The following is a 25,748-nucleotide window of genomic DNA, read 5'->3' as shown; positions in this document are numbered from 1 at the left end:
GTGCCCACCGACGCCACCCGCGCGGCCACCGCCGCCGCGACCGAGGAGACCCGGGGCGGAACGGCGAGCGGCCCCGAGCCGCGACCCGGCACCGCCGTGCTCGCACTGGAACACCTGCACTGGTCGGTCGGCGGAGCCGTCATCGTCGACGACATCACCATGGACATCGGCGAAGGCGAGTTCGTCGCCCTCATCGGACCCAACGGGGCAGGGAAGACCTCCCTGTTCAACCTGGTGACCGGGCTGACCAGACCCACCTCCGGCTCCATCCGGCTCGCCGGCGCCGACGTCACCCGGCACGCGCCCCACCGCCGTGCCCGGCTCGGCATGGGCCGCACCTTCCAGACCTCCAGCGTCTTCGCCGACCTGGGCGTGGGCGCCAACGTGGGACTCGCCGTCCAGGCTCGCACAGGGGAGTCGCGCCGCTTCTGGCGGCGCGCCGCCCCCGACGGCGGTCCCGAGGTCGCCGCGGTCCTGGACCTGGTCCGCCTCTCCCACCGGTCGGACGCCCTGGCCGGGGACCTGTCCCACGGCGACAAGCGCAAACTCGAACTCGCCCTCCTGCTGGCCCGCCGCCCCCGCCTGATCCTGCTGGACGAACCCATGGCCGGGGTCAGCGCGGGTGAGATCGGCGACCTCACCACCGTCATCCGCGACGTGCACCGCGAACAGGGCTGCACCGTCCTCATGGTCGAACACCACATGGAGGTGCTCCTCGACATGGCCGACCGCCTGGCCGTGATGCACCACGGCGCCCTGCTCGCCTTCACCGACCCGGACACGGCCATGGCCGACCCCGACGTCCAGGCCGCCTACCTCGGGGACGGGGCGTGACCGGCGGGCCGCTCCTGGACGCGGCCGACCTGCACGTGTGGATCGAGGGGTCGCACATCCTCCAGGGCGTGACCTTCTCGACCCCGGCGACCGGCGTGACCGCCCTCCTGGGCCGCAACGGCGTCGGCAAGACCACTACCGTCAAGGCCCTGCTCGGGCTGGTGCCGCGCACCGGCCGGGTGGAGTTCGCCGGAACCGACATCACCTCGCACCCCACCCACGCCATCGTCGCCCGCGGCATCGGCTACGTGCCCGAGGACCGCGGGGTGTTCTCCGCGCTCACGGTCGCGGAGAACCTGCGCCTGGCCGAACGGCGGCCCGGCGCGCCGCGTTACGACCTCGTCCACGAGCTCTTCCCCGAACTGCGCTCCCGCGCCGCCCAGCCCGCAGGCACCCTGTCCGGCGGGCAGCAGCAGATGCTCGCGATCGGGCGGGCCCTGCTCAACGACAACCGGCTGCTCATCGTGGACGAACCCACGAAGGGGCTGGCGCCCAGGGTGGTGCGCGAGGTCGCCGACGCGGTCGCCGTGGCCGCCGAACGCGTGCCCGTGCTGCTCGTCGAACAGAACCTGGCCCTGGTCCGACGCGTGGCCGACCGGGCGGTCGTGCTCGACGCCGGCCGTGTCACCCACACCGGACCGGCCCTCGACCTCCTCGACGACCCCGACCGCGTCCGCGCGCTGCTGGGGGTGTCGCGCACCGCGGCCGGACCCACGGCACGCCCCGGCTCCGGACCCGCACGCGGAGCCGGGGCCGGCCCCGCACCCGGACCCGCCGCCGCCCCGACCCACGACAGGCAGGTGGACACCGCGTGAGTACCGTCGTGCTCCTCGTCATCACCGGGCTCGGTCTGGGCGCCCTGTACTTCCTCATCGCTTCGGGGCTCTCCCTGATCTTCGGCCTGATGGACGTGCTCAACTTCGCCCACGGCGCCTTCCTCGCGATCGGCGCCTACGGCACCTGGTGGGCGAGCGTGTACCTGCCCGGGGCCGGACCCGACGGGTTCGGCTTCGTCCTGGCGGTCGCGTTCGGCGTCGGCGCGGGCACCCTCGCCGCGACCCTCGTCGAGCTGTGCGTCATCCGGCCGCTCTACGGCAGGCACCGCGAGCAGATCCTGGCCACCGTCGGCCTCAGCCTCGCCGTGCCCGCGCTCATCCAGGCCGTCTGGGGAGCCGACCCGCTCACCTTCCCCCGGCCCGCTCTTGTCTCGGGCACCGTCGGCGTCCTCGGCGTCAACGTCCCCACCGACCGCTTCCTGCTGATCGCGGCCGCCGTCGCCGTCTTCACGGCGCTGTGGCTGTTCAACTCCCGCACCCGCTACGGGCTGATCGTCCGCGCCGGGGTCCAGGACCGCGCCATGGTCACCGCCCTGGGCATCGACGTGCGCACCGCCTTCACCCTGGTCTTCGCCATCGGCGGCGCCGCGGCCGCGCTCGCCGGGGCCCTGGGCGGCCTCTACTTCGGCGTGGTGACCCCCACTCAGGGGATGTCGCTGCTGATCTTCGCGTTCATCGTCGTGGTGATCGGCGGGACCACCTCGCTCGTCGGCACCGCGCTCGCCTCCGTCGCGGTCGGCCTCATCCAGCAGTTCGCCAACTACTACACCGTCGCCGGACTCGGCGACATCGCCGTGGTCATCGTCCTGGCCCTCGTGCTGCTCACGCGCCAGGGCGGACTGACCGCGAAGAAGTCCGCGGAGAGGGTGGCCTGATGACCGACACCGACGTGGTCCCGACGACGCCCGGCGCCGGTGCGCCGGCACCGTCCGTGCCCGACGTGCGCCGACGCCCCCGGCCCACCGGCTGGATCGCCCCGGCCGTCCTCCTGGCGGTGGCGCTGTCCCTGCCGTTCTCCACGCTCACCCTGCCCGGCGCGTTCGAGGGGACCCTCAACAGCCCGCCCACCCTGCACCTGCTCGCGCTGTGCCTGGTGTTCGGCGGCCTGGCCACCAGCTACGACCTGCTCTACGGGCGGGTGGGGCTGCTCTCCTTCGGACACGCGCTGTACTTCGCCTGCGGCGCCTACACCGCCGCCCTGCTCATGCGGGTGCTGGAGCTGCCGCTGCTCTGGTCGGCGGTGATCGCCGTCGTCGGTGGCACCCTGTTGTCCCTCGTGCTCGGCGCGGTGTCCCTGCGGGTCAACGGCATCGCCCTGGCCATGGTCACGCTCGCCTTCGCCCAGGCCGGGTCCATCCTCATCGCCCGCGACCCCGGACGCGCGACCGGCGGCGAGGAGGGCCTGCCACTGCACACGGCGGCCGTCCCCGACGCGTTCGTGGGCGTGGCCAACACCGTCAACCTCTACTGGGTGGCCCTGGCCTACGCCGTGGTCGCCACGGGTGTGGTCTGGTGGCTCACCGCCTCGCCGGTGGGCCGGGTCTGGCAGGGCATCCGCGCCAACGAACAGCGTGTGGCCGTCCTGGGCGTCAACCCCTACCCCTACAAGCTGGCCGCGTTCACCGTCGGCGGCGGGTTGGCCTCCCTGGGCGGCGTCGTGTACCTGCTGGTCACCGGAGGCGTCACCCCGGGCATCACCACCGCCGAGTTCACCCTGGCCCTCCTGGTCATGGTCGCGCTGGGCGGCGCGGGCACCCGGTGGGGACCACTGGTCGGCGCGGCCCTGTACACCTACGCCGACCACCGCCTCCTCCAGCTCGGCGGCTCGGACGCCTTCACCGCCCTGCCCGGCTGGATCGCCGCGCCGCTGTCCCAGCCGCTGTTCGTCCTGGGCACCCTGTTCGTGCTCATGGTGTTCTTCTTCCCCGGCGGGCTCGTCGCCCTCCCCGCACGCGTCCGATCGGCCCTCAGGAACCGGAAGGCGGCCCCGCGATGACCAACCCCAGCACGACCTGGCGCGACGGGGACGAGTACACCGTCCCCGTCCCCGGAGGCGACCTCGCCGTCACCCGCTGGGCGGGCGCGCCCGCCGGGACCCCGGTGCTCGCCGTCCACGGCATCACCGCCAACGGGCACGCCTTCGCCCGCCTCGCCGCCGAACTCGCCGCCCGCGGTGGTCCACCCCTCCTCGCCCCCGACCTGCGCGGCCGGGGCGCCAGCGGCCACCTCCCCGGACCCCACGGCCTCGGCGTCCACGTCGACGACCTCGTCGCCGTCCTGGACACGGCCGGAATCGAGCGCACGGTGCTGGTCGGCCACTCCATGGGCGCGTTCGTCGCCTGCCTGGCCGCCGTCCGCCACCCCGACCGCGTCGCCGGCCTCCTCCTGGTCGACGGCGGCCAGGGACTCCCGGCCCCGCCCGTCGCCCACCATCGCCCGGCAGTGCGCTCCGCGCAGGGACGGGCTACCGCCCTCCCGTCGCCCACCACCACCCTCAGCGGACGGCCTTCGGCCGCAGCGCCACCCTCTTACGGAGAGCCCTCGGCTCCAGCCTCTTCGCCCGACACCGACATCGACGCCGTCCTCGGCCCGGCCATGGCCCGTCTGCGGATGACCTTCGAAGGACCCGACGACTACCGCGGCTTCTGGCGGCGCCACCCCGCCTTCGCCGGACGCTGGAACACCTGGGTCGACCACTACGTCCTACGCGACCTCGTCGGCACCCCGCCCGAGACCCGGTCGGCCTGCGACGAGGAGGCGGTCCGCGTGGACGGCGCCCAGGTCCTCGCCGACCCCGAGGTCCTCGCGGCCGTGCACCGCCTGCCCTGCCCCGCGCGCCTGCTGTGGACGGCGCGCGGGCTCATGGACGAGTCACCCGGCCTCTACACGCCGCAGCGGCTCGCCGGACTCCCCGACGACCTGGTCACCGTGGAACTGCCCGACGACAACCACTACAGCCCGCTGTTCTCGTCAACCGCCGCCCTGCTCGCCGAGCAGGTCCACGCCCTGACCGAGCAGTCCGTGCAGGTGCAGGGCGAGCTGTAGCTCCAGCGCACGGTCGGGGCGCTGCCAGTCGGCCCCGATGAGCTGCCCGATCCGCTCCAGGCGCTGCGCCACCGTGTTCACGTGGATGTGCAGGTCGTCCTTGGCGCGCGACAGGTTGCCCCCGGCCGCGAAGTAGGCCCCCAGCGTCTCCACGAGCAGCGTGCCCCGCTTGGCGTCGTACTCCAGCAGCGGCCCCAGTGTCGCCGACACGAACCCCGGCACGTCCCGGTCCTGGCTGAGCAGCAGCCCCGGGAACCCCAGGTCGTCGGTCGTGGCGACATCGCCGTCGCGGCCCAGGGCACGCAGGGTCTGCAGACAGCGCGACGCCTCGGCGAACGCCGGCAGGAACGACCCGGGGCCGTCCGTGGGCCCGGCCAGCCCCGCCGTCACCGGCCCGTTGGCCGCCGCCGACAGCTCGCCGACCACCCGGCGGCCCGCCTCGGCGGGGTCCTCACCGGGCAGCGCCAGCACCAGGCGCCCCGACCGGTGCCCGGCCAGACCGCCCGTCGTCTCGGCCACGTGCGTGGCCGCCGAGCGCAGCCGCGCCGGGTCGGCGCCGGGCGCCTCCGCCACGACCAGCACGTACGGCGCGTCCAGATCGGCGTGCAGCGGCGCCGCGCGCTGGCGCAACGACTCCGGATCGCGCGCGGGGACCTCCAACAGCTCGTTCAGCAGATCACCGCGCACCCGGTGCTCGGTCTCGCTCACCGACCGGCGGATGAGCAGCAGCAGCGCCGTCACCATCGCGGCCCGCTCCAGGACCCGCTGGTCGGTCTCGTCCAGCGTCACCCCGTGCAGGACCAGGGTGCCCAGGGACTCGCTGCCCGCCGTCGCCGACGCCACCCACGCCTGCCCGGCACGGACCGCGCGGCCGCTGGAGAGCGCGCTGCGCACCGCCTCGGCCAGCTCCTCCTCCGGCAGCGGGCCGGCCCCGCCGTGGTGGCGGTCCTCGACGACCCTGCCCTCGGGGGTGGCGCTCACCGACACGTCGGAGGTCTGGTCGTGGATCAGCACCGAGCCGCCCAGCACCTCCGCGATCGCCGCCGCCACCTCGCGTACGCCGCCGCCCCGCAGCACCAGGTCGGCCAGCCGGTCGTGCGCCGCCGCCGACCGCTCCACCGACGCCGTGTGCCGCTGCAACCGCTCGTTCACGGTGTGCAGCTCGTCCAGGGCCCGGCGGGTGTCGTCGATGAGGTTCGCGCTGTCGATCGCGATGGCCGCGTGCGTGGCCAGCGACGACAACAGCGCCACCTCCGAGTGGGCGAAGGGCCGCTCACTGCGGTTCGCGGCGAACAGCACCCCCACGTCCCGGCCGTTCATCTTCAGCGGCACGCCCAGGATGGCGACCAGGCCCTCCTCGCGGACGGCGTGGTCGATGTTCCCGGTGTGCTCGAACCGCGGATCGGCGAAGTAGTTGGCCGTCACGTACGGCAGGGCCGTCGTCGCGACCAGCCCGCCCAGTCCCTTGCCCGTCGCCAGGCGCAACCGCTGGAAGGACGCCGACACCGAACCCGAGGTCACCCGCATGTAGGTGCCGCCCGCCTCCGCGTCGCTCAGCGTCAGATAGGAGACGTCGCAGCTGAGCAGGTGCCGGGCCCGCTCCACGATCGCCCGCAGCACCCGGTCCAGACTGCGCATGCCCGCCAGGTCGTTGGCGGTCTCGAACAGCGCGCTCAGCTCCGACTCGCGGCGCATGCGGTCGCGCAGCACCGACCGCACGCGCAGCGCGGTCAGCTTCGCGTTCTCCAGCGCCGCCACGACGTCGGGGTCGGCGCCCTCCGCGCGCGCCCGCAGCACCGGGCGCTCGTACTCCACGGGCGGCGCGTCCCGGAGCAGCAGGTCGAGGAAGGGGGCGCTCGCCAGGTCCGGGGAGTGCGCCGGATCGGGCGGACCCGCCGGGTCCTGCGGATCGCCCTGCGGGGCGGGGGTGGTGTTCAGCTCGCGCTCCATCCTCCGTCGACGGCCAGCGACGCGCCGTTGACGAACGAGGCGTCGGCACTGCAAAGGTAGACCACCAGCTCGGCGACCTCCTCCGGCTCGATCAACCGCTTCAAGGGCGTGCGGGCCAGCAGGACCTCGGACAGCACCTCCTCCTCCGGGACGCCGTGCGCCAGGGCCTGGTCGGCGATCTGCCGCTCCACCAGGGCGGTGCGCACATAGCCCGGGTTCACACAGTTGGACGTGACCCCGTGCTCGGCGCCCTCCAGGGCCACCACCTTGGAGAAGCCCTCCAGCCCGTGCTTGGCGGTCACGTAGGCGGACTTGAACGGCGAGGCGCGCAGCCCGTGCACGGAGGAGAGGTTGACGACGCGGCCCCATCCCCGCTCGTACATGTGCGGCAGGGCCCCGCGGACCACGCGGAACGGCGCCTCGACCATGAGCCGGAGGATCAGGGAGAAGCGCTCCGGCGGGAAGTCCTGGACCGGGGCCACGGTCTGCACGCCCGCGTTGTTGACCACGATGTCCGCTCCGCGTCCGGCCTCCTCGGCCGCGTCGAGGTCGGACAGGTCGATCTCCAGGGGTTCGCCGACACCCTGGTCGGCCAGCGCACGCAGGCCCGCCCCGTCCAGGTCGGCCAGCCGGACGCGGGCTCCCGCCGCGGCCAGGCGCAGCGCGCACGCGCGACCGATCCCGCGCGCCGCCCCGGTGACCAGGGCGGTCCGGCCCGTCAGGTCGACCCGGGCGGTGCGCTGAGCGACGGCGGGAGAGGCGGCGGGCGGTGGGGCGGTCCGGCCAGGCGCGCCCGGCGGGTACTCGTGCGTCGTCATGCCTGAAAACTAGGCGCGCCCGCGCGGAGCGTGGATAGGCCCGGCCGACACACGGCACCGGCGACTCATGTGGACGCCGCCCATGTGGCCGAGCGCGACTGTGGTGATCCCACGCCCGCCCGGCCGACGACCGGGGCCTCACCGACATGTCGCCCAGGTCACCTCCGCACTAGTCTCCGGGCCACGGAGTTCGGCCGAAGCTCCCCCCGTTCGGCCCCACCCCCCCCGGAGGCCCCCTTGCACCCCCCGACTCCGACCGTCCGACGACTCGCCGTCGTCCTCACCGCCCTGACCGCCGTCGTCGCCACGGTCGCGGCCGTCCTGCTCACCGCCGCCCCACGGGCATCAGCGGCCACGCTCACGCCGGTCACCTCGTTCGGCGCCGACCCCGGCGCCCTCGGCATGTACTCCTACGTCCCCGACGGGCTGCCCGACGGCGCTCCGCTCGTCGTCCTCCTGCACGGCTGCGCTCAGAACGCGTCCACCTACCACGCCAACTCCGGCTGGGCCGAGTACGCGGACCGCCACGGGTTCGCCCTCGTCTACGCCGAGCAGCGGTCCGCCAACAACGCCAACGCCTGCTTCAACTGGTTCCAGCCGGGCGACGTCGCCCGCGACTCCGGCGAGGCCCGGTCCGTCCGGTCCATGGTGGAGCACGCCGTCGCCGCCGAAGGGCTCGACGCCGACCGTGTCCACGTGTCCGGGCTCTCCGCGGGCGGCGCCATGGCCGCGGAACTCCTCGCCGCCTACCCCGACCTCTTCGCCGGCGGCAGCGTCGTGGCGGGCATCCCGGTCGGGTGCGCCACCGGCATGATCGACGCCTTCTCCTGCATGAACCCGGGCAGCACCAGGACGCCGGAACAGTGGGGCGACGCGGTACGGGCCAAGAACCCCGGGTGGAACGGGCCACTGCCGCGCGTCGCCGTGTGGCACGGCACCGCCGACACCACGGTCGTCCCGGCCAACGGCGCCGCGAGCGTGAGCCAGTGGACGAACGCCCACGGGCTGGACGGCACCCCCGACGCCACGGAACAGCTGCCCGGCGGGACCACCGCCGACTACCACGGCGGTTCGGCGGCCACGGCGGCCGTCGCGCACTTCCGAGTCTCCGGCATGGGGCACGGAACGCCCGTGGACCCCGGTCAGGGCTGCGGCACGGCCGGCGCCTACTTCCTGGACACCGTCTGCTCCACCGGGTACACCGTCGGCTTCTGGGGGCTGGACGCGGGCACCGGCCCCGATCCGACCGACGGCCCGGACCCCACGCCGAGTCCGACCGAGGACCCGGGTGAGTGCGTGACCGCGAGCAACTACGACCACGTTCGGGAGGGGCGTGCGGTCCAGCGCTCCGGCCTGGCCTACGCGGTCGGATCCGACGATCCCCTCGGCCTGTGGAACGTCTTCGTCACCACCGCGCTGACCGAGACCTCCCCCGGCCACTGGGAGCACACACCGGGCGCCTGCTGAGGGCGTCGGCCGTGTCCGAAGCCGACAGCGGTCAGAGGTCTCCTTCGCCGCGGGCCAGCCGCCCGAAGTGGGCGACCGTCGCTCCCAGGGCGAAGTGCGCCGCCTGGTGCTCGGTCATCGGGACGAGCCCGGCCGGCACCTGGACCTGGAAGGGGAACTCCTCGTCCGGGCGGATACGGAAGTCATCGATCACGCCCTGCGACAGGAGCATGGTGAGAGCCTCGCGCACCTGCCCGCTGCGGTTGTCCGACGCCCAGATGGTCATGCCCCCAACCTAGGGCATGTCCCGCCGGCGGGCGGGGGAATCGACGCACCGGGCGGCACCGGGCGGCACCGGGCGGCACCGGGAGACAGGGTGATCCGCACGGAACACGTCCCGGCGCACGAGTACGTGTGGGCGGACTCCAGGGTCCGCCCACACGCGATGAGGACGGGTACGACCCCCGTGGCACCCGTCTCCGCCGTCGTCGCGTCCGCCGTCCGTCCGGCGGTCGCCGCGACGGAGGTCTCAGCCCTGGCCGGGCAGCCGCGCCTCACCGGAGAGCACGTTCTCCGTGAGGCGGCGCAGGGACAGGCGGGTCGTCTCGAACTCGTCGGAGGGCAGGGCGATGACCTCGCCCACCGCCTCGGGCACGCCCTCCGCGAGCGACCGCAGCCGGGCGCCCTCCTCGGTGAGGGTGACCCGGACCGAGCGCTCGTCCCCGGGGTCGCGGTCGCGGTTGACCAGCCCCCTGGTCTCCAGACGCTTGAGCAGCGGAGTGAGGGTGCCGTAGTCGAGCTGGAGGACGGCACCGATGTCCTTGACCGGACAGTCCCGGCGCTCCCAGAGGAGCATCATCACCAGGTACTGGGGATACGTGAGGTTCATCCGCTCCAGAAGCGGACGGTAGAGGTTCGTGACGGCACGCGACGCGGCGTACAGCGCGAAGCACATCTGCTCGTCGACGGGTGGGAGAGGGAAGTCTCCGCCAGGGGTGGGAGCTTTCTCGGACATCGGGCACATCGTAGTAACCGGTGGGTCGATGTCAAAGACCACAATTGCCTCGGGTACGAGGAAACTTCACCCAAGGCCGCGGCGGGGCGTGCCGGGGGCGCCACCGGCACGGGCCGGCGCCGCCCGTGGGTGTGCCGTCCGCCGCCACCGGGACGGGCCAGTGCCGCCCGTGGGCTCCCCTCCGCCGCTACCGGGGCGAGGGATCGGTCGGCAGCCGACGCTTCACCACCTTGCCGGTCGCGTTGCGCGGAAGCTCGTCGAGCAGCACCACGTCCCGCGGCACGGAGAAGCGGCCCAGCTCCCGGCGGACCATCAGCCGGATCTCGTCCGGATCGACCGCCATCCCCTCGTAGGGCACCACGAACGCCGCGAACCGGTGCCCGAACTCCTCGTCCGGCACACCCGTCACCACCACCTCACGCACCGACGGCAGCGTCACGATCAGCTCCTCCACCGGTCGCGGAAACACGTTCTCACCACCGGAGATGATCATGTCGTCGTCCCGCCCGGCCACGTGCAACAATCCGTCCCCGTCCACGTGGCCGCGGTCGCCGGTCGCCATCAACCCGTGCGCGACGTCCCTGGTCCCGCCGTTCGTGTACCCCTCGAAGAGCATCTCGTTGCCGACGTGGATCGACCCCTCCGTCCCCGGCGGGACCTCCACCCCGTCGGCGTCCAGGACCGCCAACCGCGTCCCCAGCGGAGGCCGGCCCGCCGTGGTCGGCGACCGCCGCATCTCCTCCGGGGTCGCGATGGTCGCCCACGACACCTCCGTCGAGCCGTACAGGTTGTAGAGCACGTCCCCGAACTCGTCCATGAACTCGGTGATGAGCTTCGGGCTCATCGCCGAACCGCTGCACGCCACCACGCGCAACGACGACGTGTCGTAGGCCGCCCGCACCCGCGGCGGCAGGTCCATGATCCGGCGCAGCATCACCGGCACCGCGAACACCGCCGTGCAGCGGTGCTCGGCCACCGCCCGCAGCACGTCCTCCGGATCGAACTGGCGGCGCATGACCAGCGTCGCCCGCATCGACATCCCCAACTGCACCCCGGCCAGACCCCAGGTGTGGAAGACCGGCGCCGCGACCAGGATCCGGTCCGAGGAGCGCAACGGGATCCGCGACAGGACCGAAGCCGCGTCCTGCGGCCCCCTGGGCGTGGGGCGCCGGGCGCCCTTGGGCGTGCCCGTCGTCCCCGACGTGAGCACGATCAGCCGCCCGGGGCTCTCCGGCGGCGCGGGCTCCACCAGGCCGTCGGTGATCTCCGTGGCACGCCACGGCACGCGCGGCCCCGGAACGGAGGGCTCACCCCAGGCCGTGAACCGCGGGATCCGCGCCGCCACACCCTCGTACAGGTCCTCGAACTCGGCGTCGGCCACCAGGGCGGCCAGGTCGTGGTCGGCCGCCGCGGCCGCCACCTGCGCCGCGGCCAGCCCCGTGTTGAGCAGGACGCAGTCCGCCCCGAGGCGACCGCACGCCGCCATCGTCTGCACGAACGCGCTGTGGTTGCGGCACAGCACGCCCACGCGCATCCCGGGACGCACCCCGGCCCCGGCCAGCTCCACCGCCAGCAGCCGGGCGCGCAGGTCCATCTCGCGGAAGGTCGTCGGCCCGTGGTCGTCGATCACCGACACGTGGTCCGGGACGCGTTCGGTGGCGGCCGCGTAGCCGCCGGCCACGGTCGCGCCCCACGTGCGCAGGGCCCGCAGCTGCCGAAGGATCCGGTCGGGGCGACCGGCGCTGAGGACCCCGGCGCGGACCAGGACGCGCACGGTCCGCAGGGTCGAACGCAGGGGGGAGGGGGCCGACGGGTGCCTGACGTCAGACGCCATGATGTCTCCGGGGAGGGACGGGGACAGGCGAAGCGCTCCGCGCCGTGTCGCGGAGCCCTCGCCTGGTCGCTCCGCGGAGTACTGCGACCGTAGGAGACGGCCGCACTCCGTGTCTTCCCCGGAGCGTGCGCCGCCACTCCCGCGTCCTTGTCATCCCGGTGAGTTCACCGACGGGGCGGCGGCCCGCCCCGTCGGCTCACAGGTCGAACTTCATCGGCTGCCCGCTCGGCTCCGGCATCCCGCCCTCCGGCTCCAACGAGACCCCGACCTGGATCGGGGCCCCCATGTCCTTGGCCATGCCGGAGTGCAGACCCTCCTCCGTGGGCTTCAGCATCCCCGCCGACCGCATGTCGTCGTCCGGGTCGACGTACCACATCTGGTACTCCATGCCCTCCGGAGCGCTCGGAAGGCCGTCCACGACGAACATCAGCGCGTCCATCTCGTAGGAGGTGTAGGCCGTCGCCCGCGCCCCCTCCCCCAACGGCCCCTCGTGCACGCTCGTGTCCGGCGCCGACAACAGCGCCTCGACCTGCGAGGACTCCTGGCGCATGGCGTCCATGTCGCGGAGCATCGACACGAGGCCCGCCCCCAGGACGACCGCCGCCAGGGCGCACGCGGCCGCCAGCAGCCAGGGCAGCCGACGGCGCCACCGGAGCACGGTGGGCACCGCGGTGACCGTGGCGCCCGGGCCGGGGACCTCCACCACCGGGGCCTCCTGGCGGGTCCGCTCCGCGGCGGCCCGCACGCGCGTCCACACCGCGTCCGAGGGCCGGTCCGACTCCGCGTACGCCAGCCGCACCAGAGTCTCGCGGAACTCCACGAGGTCGCGCCGGCAGTCCTCGCACTCGGCGAGGTGCCGTTCGGTGGCCGTGGCCTCCTCCGGGTCCAGGCCGTCCACGGCGTAACCGGCGATCAGCCCGTGCGCGCAGTTCTCGCTCATACGCTCACCCCCAGGCAGTCGCGCAGCCGGATCAGACCGTCGCGCAGGCGGCCCTTCACCGTGGTCAAGGGGACATCGAGCAGGTCGGCCGCCTCACGCTGGGTGTAGCCCGTGTAGTACGTCAGGCGCACGGCGTCGCGCTGCACGTCGGTCAGCCGGCGCAGACAGCGGCGCACCTTCTCCCGCTCCAACCGGTGCTCCACCTGTTCCGAGACCCCGTCGGCCGGGGTCCGCTCCGGTTCGAGCCGGCCCGCGGCCGAGACACGCGCGGCGGCGGCCTCCTCCGAGCGGACCCGGTCGACCGCCCTGCGGTGCGCGATCACCAGCACCCACGAGCGCACACTCCCCCGTTCGGCGTCGAAGCGCGCGCACTGGCGCCACACCTCCAGGAACACCTCCTGCGTCACCTCCTCCGCCTGCGCCACGTCGAGCAGGACCCGCCGCACCACGCCGAACACCGGCCCGGACAACTCCCGGTACACCCGCTCGAACGCCGCCAGGTCACCGACCGCCGCCTGCCGCAGCGAAGCGGCCAGACCGTCCTCCGGGGGCGCGGCCCCGTGCGCGACCCCGCCGTCCCCGGCGGCTCTGACGCCTCTCAACCGATCCACTGCTCACCGACCCTCTCCCTGTACCGTCACCGACCATTCGGCGCCGACCGCCGCGGAGCGACGGTCGAGCCCGCGGACGTTTACCCGTTCGTGACCTGGATGGCGGTCTCCCTCCCATCATCGGCCCCGAACCCAGGGCATGTTCGACACCACCCGCACCACGCCCCGGCTTCCGGCCGCGGTCTCGGGCCTCGTCGCCGGCGGCGCCGCGGTCGCGGTGGCCGAGGTCGTCGCGGTCATCATGGGCCGCTCCGACATGACGCCGCTGCTGGCCGTCGGCGACGCCGCGGTCGATCTGACACCGCTGCCGGTCAAACAGTTCGCGGTCGACACCTTCGGGACCGCGGACAAGCTCGCCCTGTTCGTCGGCATGGGCGCGATCATGGTGGTGGCCGCCGCCCTGCTGGGCGCCGCCGCCGGACGGCGCCGCTGGATCGGCGCGGCCGGAATCGCCGCCTTCGCGGCGGTGGGCCTGGCCGCCGTCCTGACCCGGCCGGGCGCCGGCGTCCTCGACACCGTGCCGACCCTGGTGGGGATCGCCGCCTGCTACCTCCTCCTCACCCTGCTGCTGAACACCGGGGCGGCGAGTGCGCCCGTGGAGGGCGTACGGGTCCCGGCCGGCTCCGAGCCGAGCGGGAACGCCGGTGAGCCCGGTGAGCCCGGTAACAGCGGGGAGGCCGGGGAGGCCGGGGACGGCCCCGGGTTCGACCGCCGCCGCTTCGCCCTGCTCGCGGGCGCGGCGGCCGCCGCCTCCGCCGGTGCGGGGACGGCGGCCCGGCTGTTCGCGGCCTCGGGACCGGGCACGCGCACCGGTGTGGGCGACATCAGCCTGCCCCGCCCGTCCGACCCGGCGGCGCCTCTGCCGGACGGCGCCGACCTGGAGCTCGACGGCCTCTCCTCGTTCTTCACCCCGAACGAGGACTTCTACCGCATCGACACCGCGCTCTCCGTCCCCCGGCTGGACGCCTCGACCTGGTCCCTGCGGATCCACGGCAGCGGCGTCGAGGAGCGCACCTACGGCTACGACGACCTGGTGAACCGCTCCGACCTCGTGGAACGGGACATCACCATCGCGTGCGTCTCGAACCCGGTCGGCGGTGACCTGATCGGCAACGCGCGGTGGATCGGCGTGCCGCTGGCGGCCCTGCTGGCCGAGGTGGGCGTGGTCCCGCCCTCGCGGGGCGGACGCGCCGACCAGCTCGTCTCGCGTTCGTCCGACGGCATGACCATCGGCACGCCCGTCGAGGACGTCATGGACGGGCGCGACGCGATGCTCGCCCTCGGGATGAACGGTGAGCCGCTCCCCCACGACAACGGCTTCCCGGTGCGCATGGTCGTGCCGGGCCTGTACGGCTACGTCTCGGCCTGCAAGTGGCTCGTGGAGATCGAACTGACCACGTTCGACGCCTTCGACGCCTACTGGGTCCCCCGGGGGTGGTCGGCACGGGGACCGATCAAGACCCAGTCCCGTATCGAGACCCCGCGCGCCGGCGACTCGCTCACCGGCGGCACCGTGCCCATCGCCGGTGTGGCCTGGGCCCAGACCACCGGCATCGACCGGGTCGAGGTCAGCGTGGACGGCGGAGCGTGGCACGAGGCCGAGCTCGCCGAGGAGGACACCGCCGACACCTGGCGCCAGTGGGTCTACGAGTGGGACGCCGAGCCGGGCGACCACGAGATCGCGGTCCGGGCCACCGACCGCGACGGCGCCACCCAGACCGACGAGCCGGCGCCGGTGGCTCCGGACGGCGCCACCGGGCAGCACACGGTCCAGGTCACCGTGGCCTAGCCCGGGACCACATCGCACTTCCCGTGCTACGAGCGCGGGAGCCGCCGGCCGCGGTCATGGCCGGCACCGCACGCAACACCGCACCGAGTGACGAAATCAGAGGCCCGATCGATGAACGCACCCAGCACGAACACCCTGCGCCGGCTCCTGGCCGCCGGAGCCATCTCCCTCACCGCCATGTTCGCGCTCGCCGCCTGCAACGACACCGCCTCCGACGATCCGTCGGTGGAAAGCGAGGAGATGGGGGACGAGGACATGGAGGAGGACTCCATGGACGACGAGGGCATGGAGGAAGAGTCCATGGAAGAGGACGCCATGGACGACGAATCGATGGACGACGCCGATATGGAAGAGGACTCCATGGGCGAGGACATGGACGAGGAGCACATGGAGGACGAGGAGATGATGGAGGACGACGAGAGCTGATCTCCGTCCCCTGAATCCACCCGGGGGAGCGCCCGCGGGAGTGCCCCCTCACGGCTCCCGGCGAACGGGCGTCCCGAGCCGCGGTCCCCGCGGAGTACGGGGATCGCGGCTCGTCTGTGTGCGAGCGCGAAGTGACCGGCGGCACAGGCGTCGCGGTTTGCCGGAGGGGCGCGCTGGGGGTAGTGTTCTCCGAGTCGCCACGGGACGGCGAGCGGCCCTCAGGGGCCGGCTCGGAACCGGACCGGATCAGGCGACCACCTTCCCTGGACCAACGGGTTCGAGCAGTGCCTCGGCTCCGGTAAGCTCAGGGAGTTGCTTCAAAGGCCGGGCGAATTCGCCGGGTCGGAAGAAGCGAAACGGGCTTTACCCCGATCAATTGCTCCGAAACCGCCGATTTGGCGGGGCACGGAACACCTGATAAAGTAAAGACACAACGAAGCGTCCAAGCCGCTCACAGCGGTGGAAACGCAGACAAGACAGCCTTCCACGGAAGAGCGAACGGGCCGGAAACGGCACCGGGGCTTGTACGGGATGAGCGGTTGCTTCTTGAGAACTCAACAGCGCGTGTTTGAATTTCTTTAAGCCATGTTTGTTTTGGCCCCGTCACACTTCGGTGTGAAGGGTTCCTTTGATTGGCCATCGCAAGATGGTCGGTCAGGATTACTTCTAGGTTCACCCGCCCAGGTACCGTCCGCGGTGGCCGGGTTAGGGTTGTATGACCTTTATGGAGAGTTTGATCCTGGCTCAGGACGAACGCTGGCGGCGTGCTTAACACATGCAAGTCGAGCGGTAAGGCCCTTCGGGGTACACGAGCGGCGAACGGGTGAGTAACACGTGAGCAACCTGCCCCTGACTCTGGGATAAGCGGTGGAAACGCCGTCTAATACCGGATACGACCGGCCACCTCATGGTGGACGGTGGAAAGTTTTATCGGTCAGGGATGGGCTCGCGGCCTATCAGCTAGTTGGTGGGGTAAAGGCCTACCAAGGCGATTACGGGTAGCCGGCCTGAGAGGGCGACCGGCCACACTGGGACTGAGACACGGCCCAGACTCCTGCGGGAGGCAGCAGTGGGGAATATTGCGCAATGGGCGAAAGCCTGACGCAGCGACGCCGCGTGGGGGATGACGGCCTTCGGGTTGTAAACCTCTTTTACCACCAACGCAGGCTCCACGTTCTCGTGGGGTTGACGGTAGGTGGGGAATAAGGACCGGCTAACTACGTGCCAGCAGCCGCGGTAATACGTAGGGTCCGAGCGTTGTCCGGAATTATTGGGCGTAAAGAGCTCGTAGGCGGCGTGTCGCGTCTGCTGTGAAAGACCGGGGCTTAACTCCGGTTCTGCAGTGGATACGGGCATGCTAGAGGTAGGTAGGGGAGACTGGAATTCCTGGTGTAGCGGTGAAATGCGCAGATATCAGGAGGAACACCGGTGGCGAAGGCGGGTCTCTGGGCCTTACCTGACGCTGAGGAGCGAAAGCATGGGGAGCGAACAGGATTAGATACCCTGGTAGTCCATGCCGTAAACGTTGGGCGCTAGGTGTGGGGACTTTCCACGGTTTCCGCGCCGTAGCTAACGCATTAAGCGCCCCGCCTGGGGAGTACGGCCGCAAGGCTAAAACTCAAAGGAATTGACGGGGGCCCGCACAAGCGGCGGAGCATGTTGCTTAATTCGACGCAACGCGAAGAACCTTACCAAGGTTTGACATCACCCGTGGACCTGCAGAGATGTGGGGTCATTTAGTTGGTGGGTGACAGGTGGTGCATGGCTGTCGTCAGCTCGTGTCGTGAGATGTTGGGTTAAGTCCCGCAACGAGCGCAACCCTTATTCCATGTTGCCAGCACGTAATGGTGGGGACTCATGGGAGACTGCCGGGGTCAACTCGGAGGAAGGTGGGGACGACGTCAAGTCATCATGCCCCTTATGTCTTGGGCTGCAAACATGCTACAATGGCCGGTACAATGGGCGTGCGATACCGTAAGGTGGAGCGAATCCCTAAAAGCCGGTCTCAGTTCGGATTGGGGTCTGCAACTCGACCCCATGAAGGTGGAGTCGCTAGTAATCGCGGATCAGCAACGCCGCGGTGAATACGTTCCCGGGCCTTGTACACACCGCCCGTCACGTCATGAAAGTCGGCAACACCCGAAACTTGTGGCCTAACCCTTCGGGGAGGGAATGAGTGAAGGTGGGGCTGGCGATTGGGACGAAGTCGTAACAAGGTAGCCGTACCGGAAGGTGCGGCTGGATCACCTCCTTTCTAAGGAGTCTTTCAAAGGCCAACTCTTTCCTATGGTTGGCCGGACTCGAAAGTGGACCCGGCCGGTACAGGTTGTCTGTGCTGGTGTCGGGAGTGGCTTGAAGGAATCGAACTTTGCCCCTGGTGACTAGAAGCGCCAGGGGGCGCGCTGTTGGGTGTCTGAGGAAGCAACCCTGGGCTGCTTGCTCCCCACATGTGGGGGGTTGGTGGCCGGTGTTGTTTCCCGCGGACCGCCCTGAGGAACTCTCCTTGTGTGGAGTGGTATGAGGGTGTGCGGTTGGTGTTTTGATTTGTGAATAGTGTGCGCGAGCATCTTATTATCTGTAGTGGCCAAGTGATAGTGGCACACGGTGGATGCCTTGGCATCAGGCGCCGATGAAGGACGTGGGAGGCCGCGATAGGCCACGGGGAGCTGTCAACCGAGCTTTGATCCGTGGGTGTCCGAATGGGGAAACCTAGCCCGAGTTGTGTCGGGTTGCCGCCACCTGAATGTATAGGGTGGTTGGTGGTGACGCGGGGAAGTGAAACATCTCAGTACCCGTAGGAAGAGTAAACAAAAGTGATTCCCCTAGTAGTGGTGAGCGAACGGGGAAGAGGCTAAACCGTATGCGTGTGATAGACGGCAGTCGTTGCGTGTGCGGGGTTGTGGGGCGCATCTTTTCGGGTCTGTCGGCCCGGAGCGCTGATGCTGGTGATAGTTGAATCCGTTGGGAAGCGGAACCGTAGTGGGTGAGAGTCCCGTAGACGAAGTTGCCGGCTAGGTGTTGGTGTGTTCCCGAGTAGCGCGGAGCCCGTGAAATTCCGTGTGAATCTGGCAGGACCACCTGCTAAGCCAAAATACGTCCTGATGACCGATAGTGCACTAGTACCGTGAGGGAAAGGTGAAAAGTGCCCCGGTGAGGGGTCGTGAAATAGTACCTGAAACCGTGTGCTGTCAAGCCGTCAGAGCTGAAGCTTGTCTTTGGTGATGGCGTGCCTTTTGAAGAATGAGCCTGCGAGTCATGGTGTGTGGCGAGGTTAACCCGTGTGGGGTAGCCGTAGGGAAACCGAGTCTGAATAGGGCGTTTGAGTCGCATGCTGTGGACCCGAAGCGGAGTGATCTACCCATGTCCAGGGTGAAGCGGGGGTAAGACCTCGTGGAGGCCCGAACCCACCAGGGTTGAAAACCTGGGGGATGAGGTGTGGGTAGGGGTGAAAGGCCAATCAAACTCCGTGATAGCTGGTTCTCCCCGAAATGCATTTAGGTGCAGCGTCACGTGTTTCTTGCTGGAGGTAGAGCTACTGTTTGGCTGATGGGCCCTACAAGGTTACTGACGTCAGACAAACTCCGAATGCCGGTTAAGTTAGAGCGTGGCAGTGAGACTGCGGGGGATAAGCTTCGTAGTCGAGAGGGAAACAGCCCAGATCATCAGCTAAGGCCCCTAAGCGTGTGCTAAGTGGGAAAGGTTGTGGAGTTGCCCAGACAACCAGGAGGTTGGCTTAGAAGCAGCCATCCTTTAAAGAGTGCGTAATAGCTCACTGGTCAAGTGGTTCTGCGCCGATAATGTAGCGGGGCTTAAGTACACCGCCGAAGCTGTGAAGCTCAAGACTTGTTCTTGGGTTGGTAGGGGAGCGTCGTGCATCCGGAGAAGCTGCCGAGTGATCGTGTGGTGGAGGGTGTGCGAGTGAGAATGCAGGCATGAGTAGCGAAAGCAACGTGAGAAACGTTGCCGCCGATTGACTAAGGGTTCCTGGGGCAGGTTAATCCGCCCAGGGTGAGTCTGGACCTAAGGCGAGGCCGACAGGCGTAGTCGATGGATAACGGGTTGATATTCCCGTACCCGTGCACGAGCGCCCAGTACCGAGGCGACGGATGCTAACCACGCCGGCTCCTTCTGAGACCTTCGGGTCGAGGTTGTGGCTGGTCTGGGAACCGATGTTGTAGTAGGTAAGTGATGGGGTGACGCAGGAGGGTAGCTCTACCCGGCGGTGGTTGTCCGGGGGTAAGCGTGTAGGCCGGTGTGTTGGCAAATCCGCACACCGTGAGGCTGAGACGTGATGCCGAGCCGTTTTCGGTGAAGTGAGTGATCCCATGCTGTCGAGAAAAGCCTCTAGCGAGTTCGTGTGTGGCCAGTACCCTAAACCGACGCAGGTGGTCAGGTAGAGAATACCGAGGCGTTCGGGTGAACCATGGTTAAGGAACTCGGCAAATTGTCCCCGTAACTTTGGGAGAAGGGGAGCCCTGTCTGGTGATGGTCTTTACGGCCTGAGCTGGGTGGGGTCGCAGATAGCGGGGGGAAGCGACTGTTTATTAAAAACACAGGTCCGTGCGAAGTCGTAAGACGCTGTATACGGACTGACGCCTGCCCGGTGCTGGAACGTTAAGAGGACTGGTTAGTGGGTTTCGGCCTGCGAAGCTGGGAATCTAAGCGCCAGTAAACGGCGGTGGTAACTATAACCATCCTAAGGTAGCGAAATTCCTTGTCGGGTAAGTTCCGACCTGCACGAATGGCGTAACGACTTCCCCACTGTCTCAACCATGGGCCCGGTGAAATTGCACTACGAGTAAAGATGCTCGTTTCGCGCAGCAGGACGGAAAGACCCCGGGACCTTCACTATAGCTTGACATTGGTGTTTGGGATGGTTTGTGTAGGATAGGTGGGAGCCTGTGAAGTCGTCACGCTAGTGGCGGTGGAGGCGTTGGTGAAATACCACTCTGACTGTTTCGGGCATCTAACTTTGGACCGTGATCCGGTTCGGGGACAGTGTCTGGTGGGTAGTTTAACTGGGGCGGTTGCCTCCCAAAGAGTAACGGAGGCGCCCAAAGGTTCCCTCAGCCTGGTTGGTAATCAGGTGTTGAGTGTAAGTGCACAAGGGAGCTTGACTGTGAGACGGACGTGTCGAGCAGGAGCGAAAGCTGGGACTAGTGATCCGGCACCGGCGTGTGGAAGCGGTGTCGCTCAACGGCTAAAAGGTACCCCGGGGATAACAGGCTGATCTTCCCCAAGAGTCCATATCGACGGGATGGTTTGGCACCTCGATGTCGGCTCGTCGCATCCTGGGGCTGGAGTTGGTCCCAAGGGTTGGGCTGTTCGCCCATTAAAGCGGCACGCGAGCTGGGTTTAGAACGTCGTGAGACAGTTCGGTCCCTATCCGCTGTGCGCGTTGGAGACTTGAGAAGGGCTGTCCCTAGTACGAGAGGACCGGGACGGACGAACCTCTGGTGTGCCAGTTGTCCTGCCAAGGGCATGGCTGGTTTGCTACGTTCGGGAGGGATAACCGCTGAAAGCATCTAAGCGGGAAGCTTGCTTCGAGATGAGGTCTCCTGCCTCCTTTGAGAGGGTAAGGCTCCCTGTAGACGACGGGGTTGATAGGCCGGGTGTGGAAGCCCTGTGAGGGGTGGAGCTGACCGGTACTAATAGGCCGAGGGCTTGTCCGCTGCAGATAATTGGGTGCTCGCGCATATTTTTCACATTTCCTACGGTTTTCCCGTTGTGGATCTGGTTCCCCTTTTGTGGGGTTGAGCTGGGTTTGTGGTGGGTGTTTGGTTTCCGTGGTGGTTATGGTGGGAGGGTCACACCCGGTCTCATTCCGAACCCGGTCGTTAAGTCTCCTTGCGCTGATGGTACTGCCCTGTGGTGGGGTGGGAGAGTAGGTTGCTGCCACGGTTTTTTTTGGGGGAGGGGTCGCCTTGTGGGGTGGCTTCTCCCCTTTTTTTGTGCCCAAGTTTGTGCGTTTGTGAATCGCTGTGGGTGGGTGGGTCGTCGACCTGTCGGCAACTCCGGCTGGGCGTGTGGGATCGGCTCGGGTCCGGCCCCTGGAGAAGCCCTGAATGGTCACTCTACGTAACTATTTACGGTGCACGATGCGGACATGCGTGCGGTGTGATCTGGGCAAATGTCAGTACCGCCGATTTCATCGTAAACAGTGATTACTTGGGGTGAGGGATTGTAAGGTGAGCCTTCCCTGAATTAGGCTCACCTATGTTCCACTCGGGCCGGCCGAGTCTTGACGTCCATGCACTTGGCAGGAGAATCAACCAATGCGCTCCATCCCCCGACGACTGCGGCTTGCGGCGGTGGCGGTTCCCGTCTTCGCGCTGATCGCCTCCGCGTGCGGCACCGACGACTCCGAGCCCGGCGGCGGTGACGCCTCCGCGGAAGCGGTGACCATCTACTCGGGTCGCGACCAGGAACTGATCGACCCCGTCATCGACATGATGCGGGAAGCGACCGGCCTGGACATCGAGGTGCGCTACGGCGACACCGCGCAGATGGCCAACCAGATCGTCACCGAAGGTGATCAGACCAACGCGGACCTCTTCATCGCGCAGGACGCCGGTGCGCTCGGCCTGCTCGTCCAGGAGGGGCTGCTCGCCGAGCTCCCCGCGGAGACGACCGACCTCGTCGCCGAGGAGTACCGCGACGGCGGTGGACGCTGGGTCGGACTCTCCGGACGGTCCCGCGTCTTCGCCTATGACCCGGCGGACGTCGAGGAGCTTCCCGATAGCGTCCTGGACCTCACGGACGAGGAGTGGAATGGCCGGGTCGGGTTCGCCGCCACCAACGGCTCGTTCCAGGCGTTCGTCACCGCGCTGCGGGTCATCGAGGGCGACGACGTCGCACAGCAGTGGCTGGAGGACATGGCCGCCAACGACGTCCAGCTCTACGAGAACAACCGAGCGCAGCTGGACGCCCTGGAGAACGACGAGATCGATCTCAGCCTCAACAACCACTACTACTGGTACGAGCGTCGGGCGGAGATGGGCGAGGACGCCGTCACCTCCGAGCTCCACTACCTGACCAACGGCGACGCCGGCGGGCTCGTCAACGTCGCGGGCGCCGGGATCACGGCGGGCGCGGCCAACCCCGAAGGTGCGCAGCAGGCCCTGGACTACCTTCTGAGTGAGGAGGGCCAGACCTTCTTCGCAGAGAACACCTACGAGTACCCGCTCGTCCCCGGGATCGAACTCGCCGACGGGCTCGTGGAGCTGGAATCCCTCCAGCAGCCGGACATCGACCTCAGCGACCTCAGTGACCTGGACACCTCCATCGACATGATCCGCGAGGCGGGTCTGGAGTGACGCGCGTCCACCACGGACGGACGGCGCCGGAGCCCTCCCACACCGGGAGCGGCGCCGGCGCCGGCGCGTCGCAGGGCGCGGGCACCAGGGACCGGGCCCGCCCCGGTGGTCGCCTCGGCCGACTGGCCGGGCCGCTCCGGCGCCGTCTCCCGCTCGCCCTGCCGCTGTACCTCCTCGCCGGCGCCACCGGAGCGCTGGCGGTCCTCCCCCTGGGCTACGTGGTGTTCCAGGCCCTGTCCGCGGGGCCCGCGGCCCTCGCCGAGAACCTCCTGCGCGCACGCACCCTGCAGCTCCTCGGCAACAGCCTGGGGCTCACCGCGACCGTCACCCTCGCCAGCCTGGTCGTCGGAACGGCCCTGGCCCTGCTCGTCACGCGGGTCCGGCTGCCCGGCGGGCGCGTGTGGGGGCTGGTCGCCACGCTCCCCCTCGCTATTCCCAGCTACGTCGCCGCCATGGTGTGGATGGAGGCACTCCCCCAGTTCCGCGGTTTCGCCGGTTCGGCCATCGTCCTCACCCTGTGCTGCTACCCCTACGTGTTCCTGCCGGTGGCGGCCGCGCTGGGCCGGTCCGACCGGGACCAGGAGGAGATCGCCCGCTCGCTCGGCAGCGGGCCGGTCCACGTCCTCCTTCGCGTGACGCTCCGCCACGTCCAGCCCTCGGCCACCGCCGGCGCATTGCTGGTCGCGCTCTACGTGCTGTCGGACTTCGGGTCCGTGGCGACCATGCGCTACGACACCTTCACCCGGGTGATCTACAACGACTTCCGCAACCGCTTCGATCTGGCGAGTGCCGCCTCCCTCAGTCTCGTCCTCGTCGCCGTCACTCTGCTGGTGCTGTGGGGTGAGGCCCGTGCGCGGGGCAGGGCGCGGTTCAGCCGCCTGGGGTCCGGGAGCACCAGGCGACGGCCTCCACTCGACCCGGCGGGACACCTGGCCGGGAACCGCCCTCCGGCGGTCGCCGCCCTGGTTCGGGGCGTGGTCGGCGCGCTCCTGGTGCTGCCGTTCGTCGCGGTGGCCGCGGCGGCGCTGGTGTTCCCCGTCGCGATGCTCGCGTACTGGATCGTGCGCGGCTCCTCGGCCGGACTCGATCCGCAGCGGATGGCCGAGACCGCGCTCACCACGCTGGGGCTGTCCGCACTCGCCGCGGTGGTCACACTGGTCCTCGCCCTGCCTGTGGGCATCCTCGCCGCCCGCCACCGCGGCCGGGTCCCCCGCCTGCTGGAGGGGGCCACCTGGACGGGCTACTCGATGCCGGGCGTCGTGGTGGCCGTCGCGCTGGTGTACTTCGCCGTCACCTACGCGCATCCGCTCTACCAGCAGGCGCCTCTGCTCGTCCTCGCCTACGCCCTGCTCTTCCTGCCGGCCGCGGTCGGCTCGGTGCGCAGCGCCGTCGCCCAGTCCGCGCCCGCGCTGGAGGAGGTCGGCCGGAGCCTGGGGCACGGCGCACCCCAGGTGTTCGGCCGGGTCACACTGCCGCTGGCCTTCCCCGGCCTCGCGGCCGGCGCCACCCTGGTCTTCCTGGCGTGCATGAAGGAGCTGCCGGTGACCCTGATGCTGCACCCCACCGGGACCGAGACCATCGCCATGCGCCTCTGGTCGGCCACCAACGTGGGCCGCTTCGCCGCGGCCGCGCCCTACGCCATGATGCTCATCGTCCTGGCGTCCGTACCCGCGTTCGTCCTCGGCCGGTGGGCTGGGGAGAGAAGGGATGAGCCATGAGCGCCCTCGTCGTCGAAGGTGTGCGCAAGCGCTTCGGAACCACGAGTGTCCTGCGCGGCGTCGACCTGGAGGTGTCCGACTCCTCGTTCGGCGCCCTGCTCGGTCCGTCCGGGTGCGGTAAGACGACGCTGCTCCGACTCGTAGCCGGGTTCGAGCGCCCCGACGGCGGCACGATCGCGGTCGGCGGTCGGCGCCTGGCCGACGGGAACGGCGTGCACGTCCGGCCGGAGCGGCGCGGGATCGGGATCGTGCCCCAGGAGGGCGCTCTGTTTCCCCACCTGTCGGTGGCGCGCAACGTCGCCTTCGGGCTCGGGCGGCGGTGGCGCGAGCGGACGGGCGCCAGGAGCACCCGCGGGGCCAGGACGGCCGAGGTCCTGGAGCTGGTCGGCCTGTCGGGCTATGGGCGGCGGATGCCGCACGAGCTCTCTGGCGGGCAGCAGCAGAGGGTCGCGCTCGCCCGGGCGCTGGCGCCCGAACCGGAGCTGATCCTGCTCGACGAGCCCTTCAACGCTCTGGATCCGACGCTGCGCGCCGACCTGAGGGCCGAGGTTCGAGACGTCCTCCGGACGGCGGGGGTGACCGGACTCCTGGTCACCCATGATCCCGGCGAGGCGCTGTCCACGGCCGACCACGTGGCGCTGATGCGGGACGGGGAGATCGTGCAGCAAGGCACGCCGCGGCACGTCTACGAGTACCCCCGTGACGCCGGGCTCGCCGGCTACCTGGGGGAGACCGTGGTACTCCCGGGAGAGTTGCGCGCGGGCCGCGTCCAGTGCGCGCTGGGCACGCTGGCGCACGATGGGGAGTGGTCCGCCCCGGGGAACGAGGGGCCGGGCACCGTGGTGCTACGGCCCGAGCGGGTCGAGTTCGCGGAGCACACCGCGACGTCCCGCGCGTTCGCGCCGGGCGCGCGGGAGGACGGGGTCCTCGCCCGGGTGGCCGAGGTGACCTTCGCGGGACACGACACCGTCGTCCACCTGGTGGTGGATGACTGCGGGACCAGGGTCAGGGCACGGTCCCACCGCCGCCCGGCACCGGAGGTGGGCGCGCTGGTGCGCGTTCGGGTGTCGGGAGAGGTCTCCTTCTTCACCGGTGACCGGGCGCGGGCCTGGGATCGGGACCCCAGAGGGGCCGAAGACGCGGTGGTGTCGAGGCGCCGGTGAATTCGGG

The 25,748-nt window shown here is 69.7% G+C and carries 18 protein-coding genes and 3 rRNA genes; 14 read left to right on the top strand and 7 right to left on the bottom strand.

Annotation, left to right across the window (positions count from 1 at the left end; genetic code table 11):
- Genes DFP74_RS10790 through DFP74_RS10770 form a run of 5 tightly spaced genes read left to right on the top strand, consistent with a single transcriptional unit; the run spans position 1 to position 4,715 of the window.
- A complete protein-coding gene (locus DFP74_RS10790; protein WP_199725601.1) occupies positions 1-834 on the top strand; it encodes an ABC transporter ATP-binding protein in 834 nt (277 codons plus the stop codon).
- Complete coding sequence (locus DFP74_RS10785; RefSeq protein ID WP_121181567.1) at positions 831-1,649, top strand: ABC transporter ATP-binding protein; 819 nt, start codon at positions 831-833, stop codon at positions 1,647-1,649. Before DFP74_RS10790 ends, DFP74_RS10785 begins: the two co-directional genes overlap by 4 nt.
- Positions 1,646-2,545, top strand: a complete 900-nt coding sequence (locus tag DFP74_RS10780) for a branched-chain amino acid ABC transporter permease (protein WP_121181566.1) — start codon at positions 1,646-1,648, stop codon at positions 2,543-2,545. The genes DFP74_RS10785 and DFP74_RS10780 overlap by 4 nt, the downstream gene beginning before the upstream one ends.
- The gene (locus DFP74_RS10775) at positions 2,545-3,666 is read left to right on the top strand and encodes a branched-chain amino acid ABC transporter permease (RefSeq protein ID WP_121181565.1); all 1,122 of its coding nucleotides are present in this window, start codon (positions 2,545-2,547) and stop codon (positions 3,664-3,666) included. The genes DFP74_RS10780 and DFP74_RS10775 overlap by 1 nt, the downstream gene beginning before the upstream one ends.
- Positions 3,663-4,715 carry an alpha/beta fold hydrolase gene (locus DFP74_RS10770; RefSeq protein WP_121181564.1) on the top strand — a complete coding sequence of 351 codons (1,053 nt, stop codon included), beginning with the start codon at positions 3,663-3,665 and terminating at the stop codon, positions 4,713-4,715. Before DFP74_RS10775 ends, DFP74_RS10770 begins: the two co-directional genes overlap by 4 nt.
- On the opposite strand, the gene DFP74_RS10765 is transcribed toward DFP74_RS10770, so the two are convergent.
- Together DFP74_RS10765 and DFP74_RS10760 are read right to left on the bottom strand one after the other, a co-directional pair.
- Positions 4,641-6,665, bottom strand: coding sequence for a GAF domain-containing protein (locus DFP74_RS10765; RefSeq protein ID WP_121181563.1), 2,025 nt, complete (start codon positions 6,663-6,665; stop codon positions 4,641-4,643). The two genes, DFP74_RS10770 and DFP74_RS10765, sit on opposite strands and share 75 nt — an antisense overlap.
- A complete protein-coding gene (locus DFP74_RS10760; protein ID WP_121181562.1) occupies positions 6,650-7,483 on the bottom strand; it encodes a 3-hydroxybutyrate dehydrogenase in 834 nt (277 codons plus the stop codon). The genes DFP74_RS10765 and DFP74_RS10760 overlap by 16 nt, the downstream gene beginning before the upstream one ends.
- 237 nt (positions 7,484-7,720) lie before the next feature.
- On the opposite strand from DFP74_RS10760, the gene DFP74_RS10755 reads away from it, so the two are divergent.
- Positions 7,721-8,950 carry a PHB depolymerase family esterase gene (locus tag DFP74_RS10755; protein ID WP_121181561.1) on the top strand — a complete coding sequence of 410 codons (1,230 nt, stop codon included), beginning with the start codon at positions 7,721-7,723 and terminating at the stop codon, positions 8,948-8,950.
- Between the two features lie 31 nt (positions 8,951-8,981).
- Here the strand turns inward: DFP74_RS10755 and DFP74_RS10750 are convergent, their stop codons facing one another.
- The 5 genes from DFP74_RS10750 to sigK all read right to left on the bottom strand — a co-directional run bounded on the left by DFP74_RS10750 (position 8,982) and on the right by sigK (position 13,320).
- The gene (locus DFP74_RS10750; RefSeq protein WP_121181560.1) at positions 8,982-9,215 is read right to left on the bottom strand and encodes a hypothetical protein; all 234 of its coding nucleotides are present in this window, start codon (positions 9,213-9,215) and stop codon (positions 8,982-8,984) included.
- A 243-nt stretch (positions 9,216-9,458) separates the two neighbouring features.
- On the bottom strand, positions 9,459-9,944 hold the full coding sequence (locus tag DFP74_RS10745; RefSeq protein WP_199725599.1) for a MarR family winged helix-turn-helix transcriptional regulator: 486 nt from the start codon (positions 9,942-9,944) through the stop codon (positions 9,459-9,461).
- Positions 9,945-10,131: 187 nt separating this feature from the next.
- A complete protein-coding gene (locus DFP74_RS10740; RefSeq protein WP_121181558.1) occupies positions 10,132-11,778 on the bottom strand; it encodes an AMP-binding protein in 1,647 nt (548 codons plus the stop codon).
- A 196-nt stretch (positions 11,779-11,974) separates the two neighbouring features.
- Complete coding sequence (locus tag DFP74_RS10735; protein WP_121181557.1) at positions 11,975-12,718, bottom strand: anti-sigma factor domain-containing protein; 744 nt, start codon at positions 12,716-12,718, stop codon at positions 11,975-11,977.
- Positions 12,715-13,320, bottom strand: coding sequence for an ECF RNA polymerase sigma factor SigK (gene sigK / locus DFP74_RS10730; RefSeq protein WP_233570910.1), 606 nt, complete (start codon positions 13,318-13,320; stop codon positions 12,715-12,717). The genes DFP74_RS10735 and sigK overlap by 4 nt, the downstream gene beginning before the upstream one ends.
- A gap of 148 nt (positions 13,321-13,468) precedes the next feature.
- Between sigK and DFP74_RS10725 the strand changes: the two genes are divergently transcribed.
- The 8 genes from DFP74_RS10725 (at position 13,469) to DFP74_RS10690 (ending at position 25,741) form a co-directional block, all read left to right on the top strand.
- Positions 13,469-15,118, top strand: coding sequence for a molybdopterin-dependent oxidoreductase (locus tag DFP74_RS10725; protein ID WP_121181555.1), 1,650 nt, complete (start codon positions 13,469-13,471; stop codon positions 15,116-15,118).
- Between the two features lie 111 nt (positions 15,119-15,229).
- The gene (locus tag DFP74_RS10720; protein ID WP_121181554.1) at positions 15,230-15,544 is read left to right on the top strand and encodes a hypothetical protein; all 315 of its coding nucleotides are present in this window, start codon (positions 15,230-15,232) and stop codon (positions 15,542-15,544) included.
- 721 nt (positions 15,545-16,265) lie between these two features.
- Positions 16,266-17,798, top strand: a 16S ribosomal RNA gene (locus DFP74_RS10715).
- 327 nt (positions 17,799-18,125) lie between these two features.
- Positions 18,126-21,217, top strand: a 23S ribosomal RNA gene (locus DFP74_RS10710).
- A gap of 112 nt (positions 21,218-21,329) precedes the next feature.
- Positions 21,330-21,445, top strand: a 5S ribosomal RNA gene (gene rrf, locus DFP74_RS10705).
- Together the 16S, 23S and 5S rRNA genes form the textbook arrangement of a ribosomal RNA operon.
- 374 nt (positions 21,446-21,819) lie before the next feature.
- The gene (locus tag DFP74_RS10700) at positions 21,820-22,860 is read left to right on the top strand and encodes an iron ABC transporter substrate-binding protein (RefSeq protein ID WP_121181553.1); all 1,041 of its coding nucleotides are present in this window, start codon (positions 21,820-21,822) and stop codon (positions 22,858-22,860) included.
- On the top strand, positions 22,857-24,578 hold the full coding sequence (locus DFP74_RS10695; RefSeq protein ID WP_121181552.1) for an iron ABC transporter permease: 1,722 nt from the start codon (positions 22,857-22,859) through the stop codon (positions 24,576-24,578). Before DFP74_RS10700 ends, DFP74_RS10695 begins: the two co-directional genes overlap by 4 nt.
- Positions 24,575-25,741 carry an ABC transporter ATP-binding protein gene (locus DFP74_RS10690; RefSeq protein ID WP_121181551.1) on the top strand — a complete coding sequence of 389 codons (1,167 nt, stop codon included), beginning with the start codon at positions 24,575-24,577 and terminating at the stop codon, positions 25,739-25,741. The genes DFP74_RS10695 and DFP74_RS10690 overlap by 4 nt, the downstream gene beginning before the upstream one ends.
- Positions 25,742-25,748 lie beyond the last annotated feature (7 nt).

This window comes from Nocardiopsis sp. Huas11 (genome assembly GCF_003634495.1).
Lineage (GTDB): Bacteria > Actinomycetota > Actinomycetes > Streptosporangiales > Streptosporangiaceae > Nocardiopsis.
Note: the sequence above shows the minus strand (reverse complement) of the source record. Positions and strands in the feature narration are given on the sequence as shown.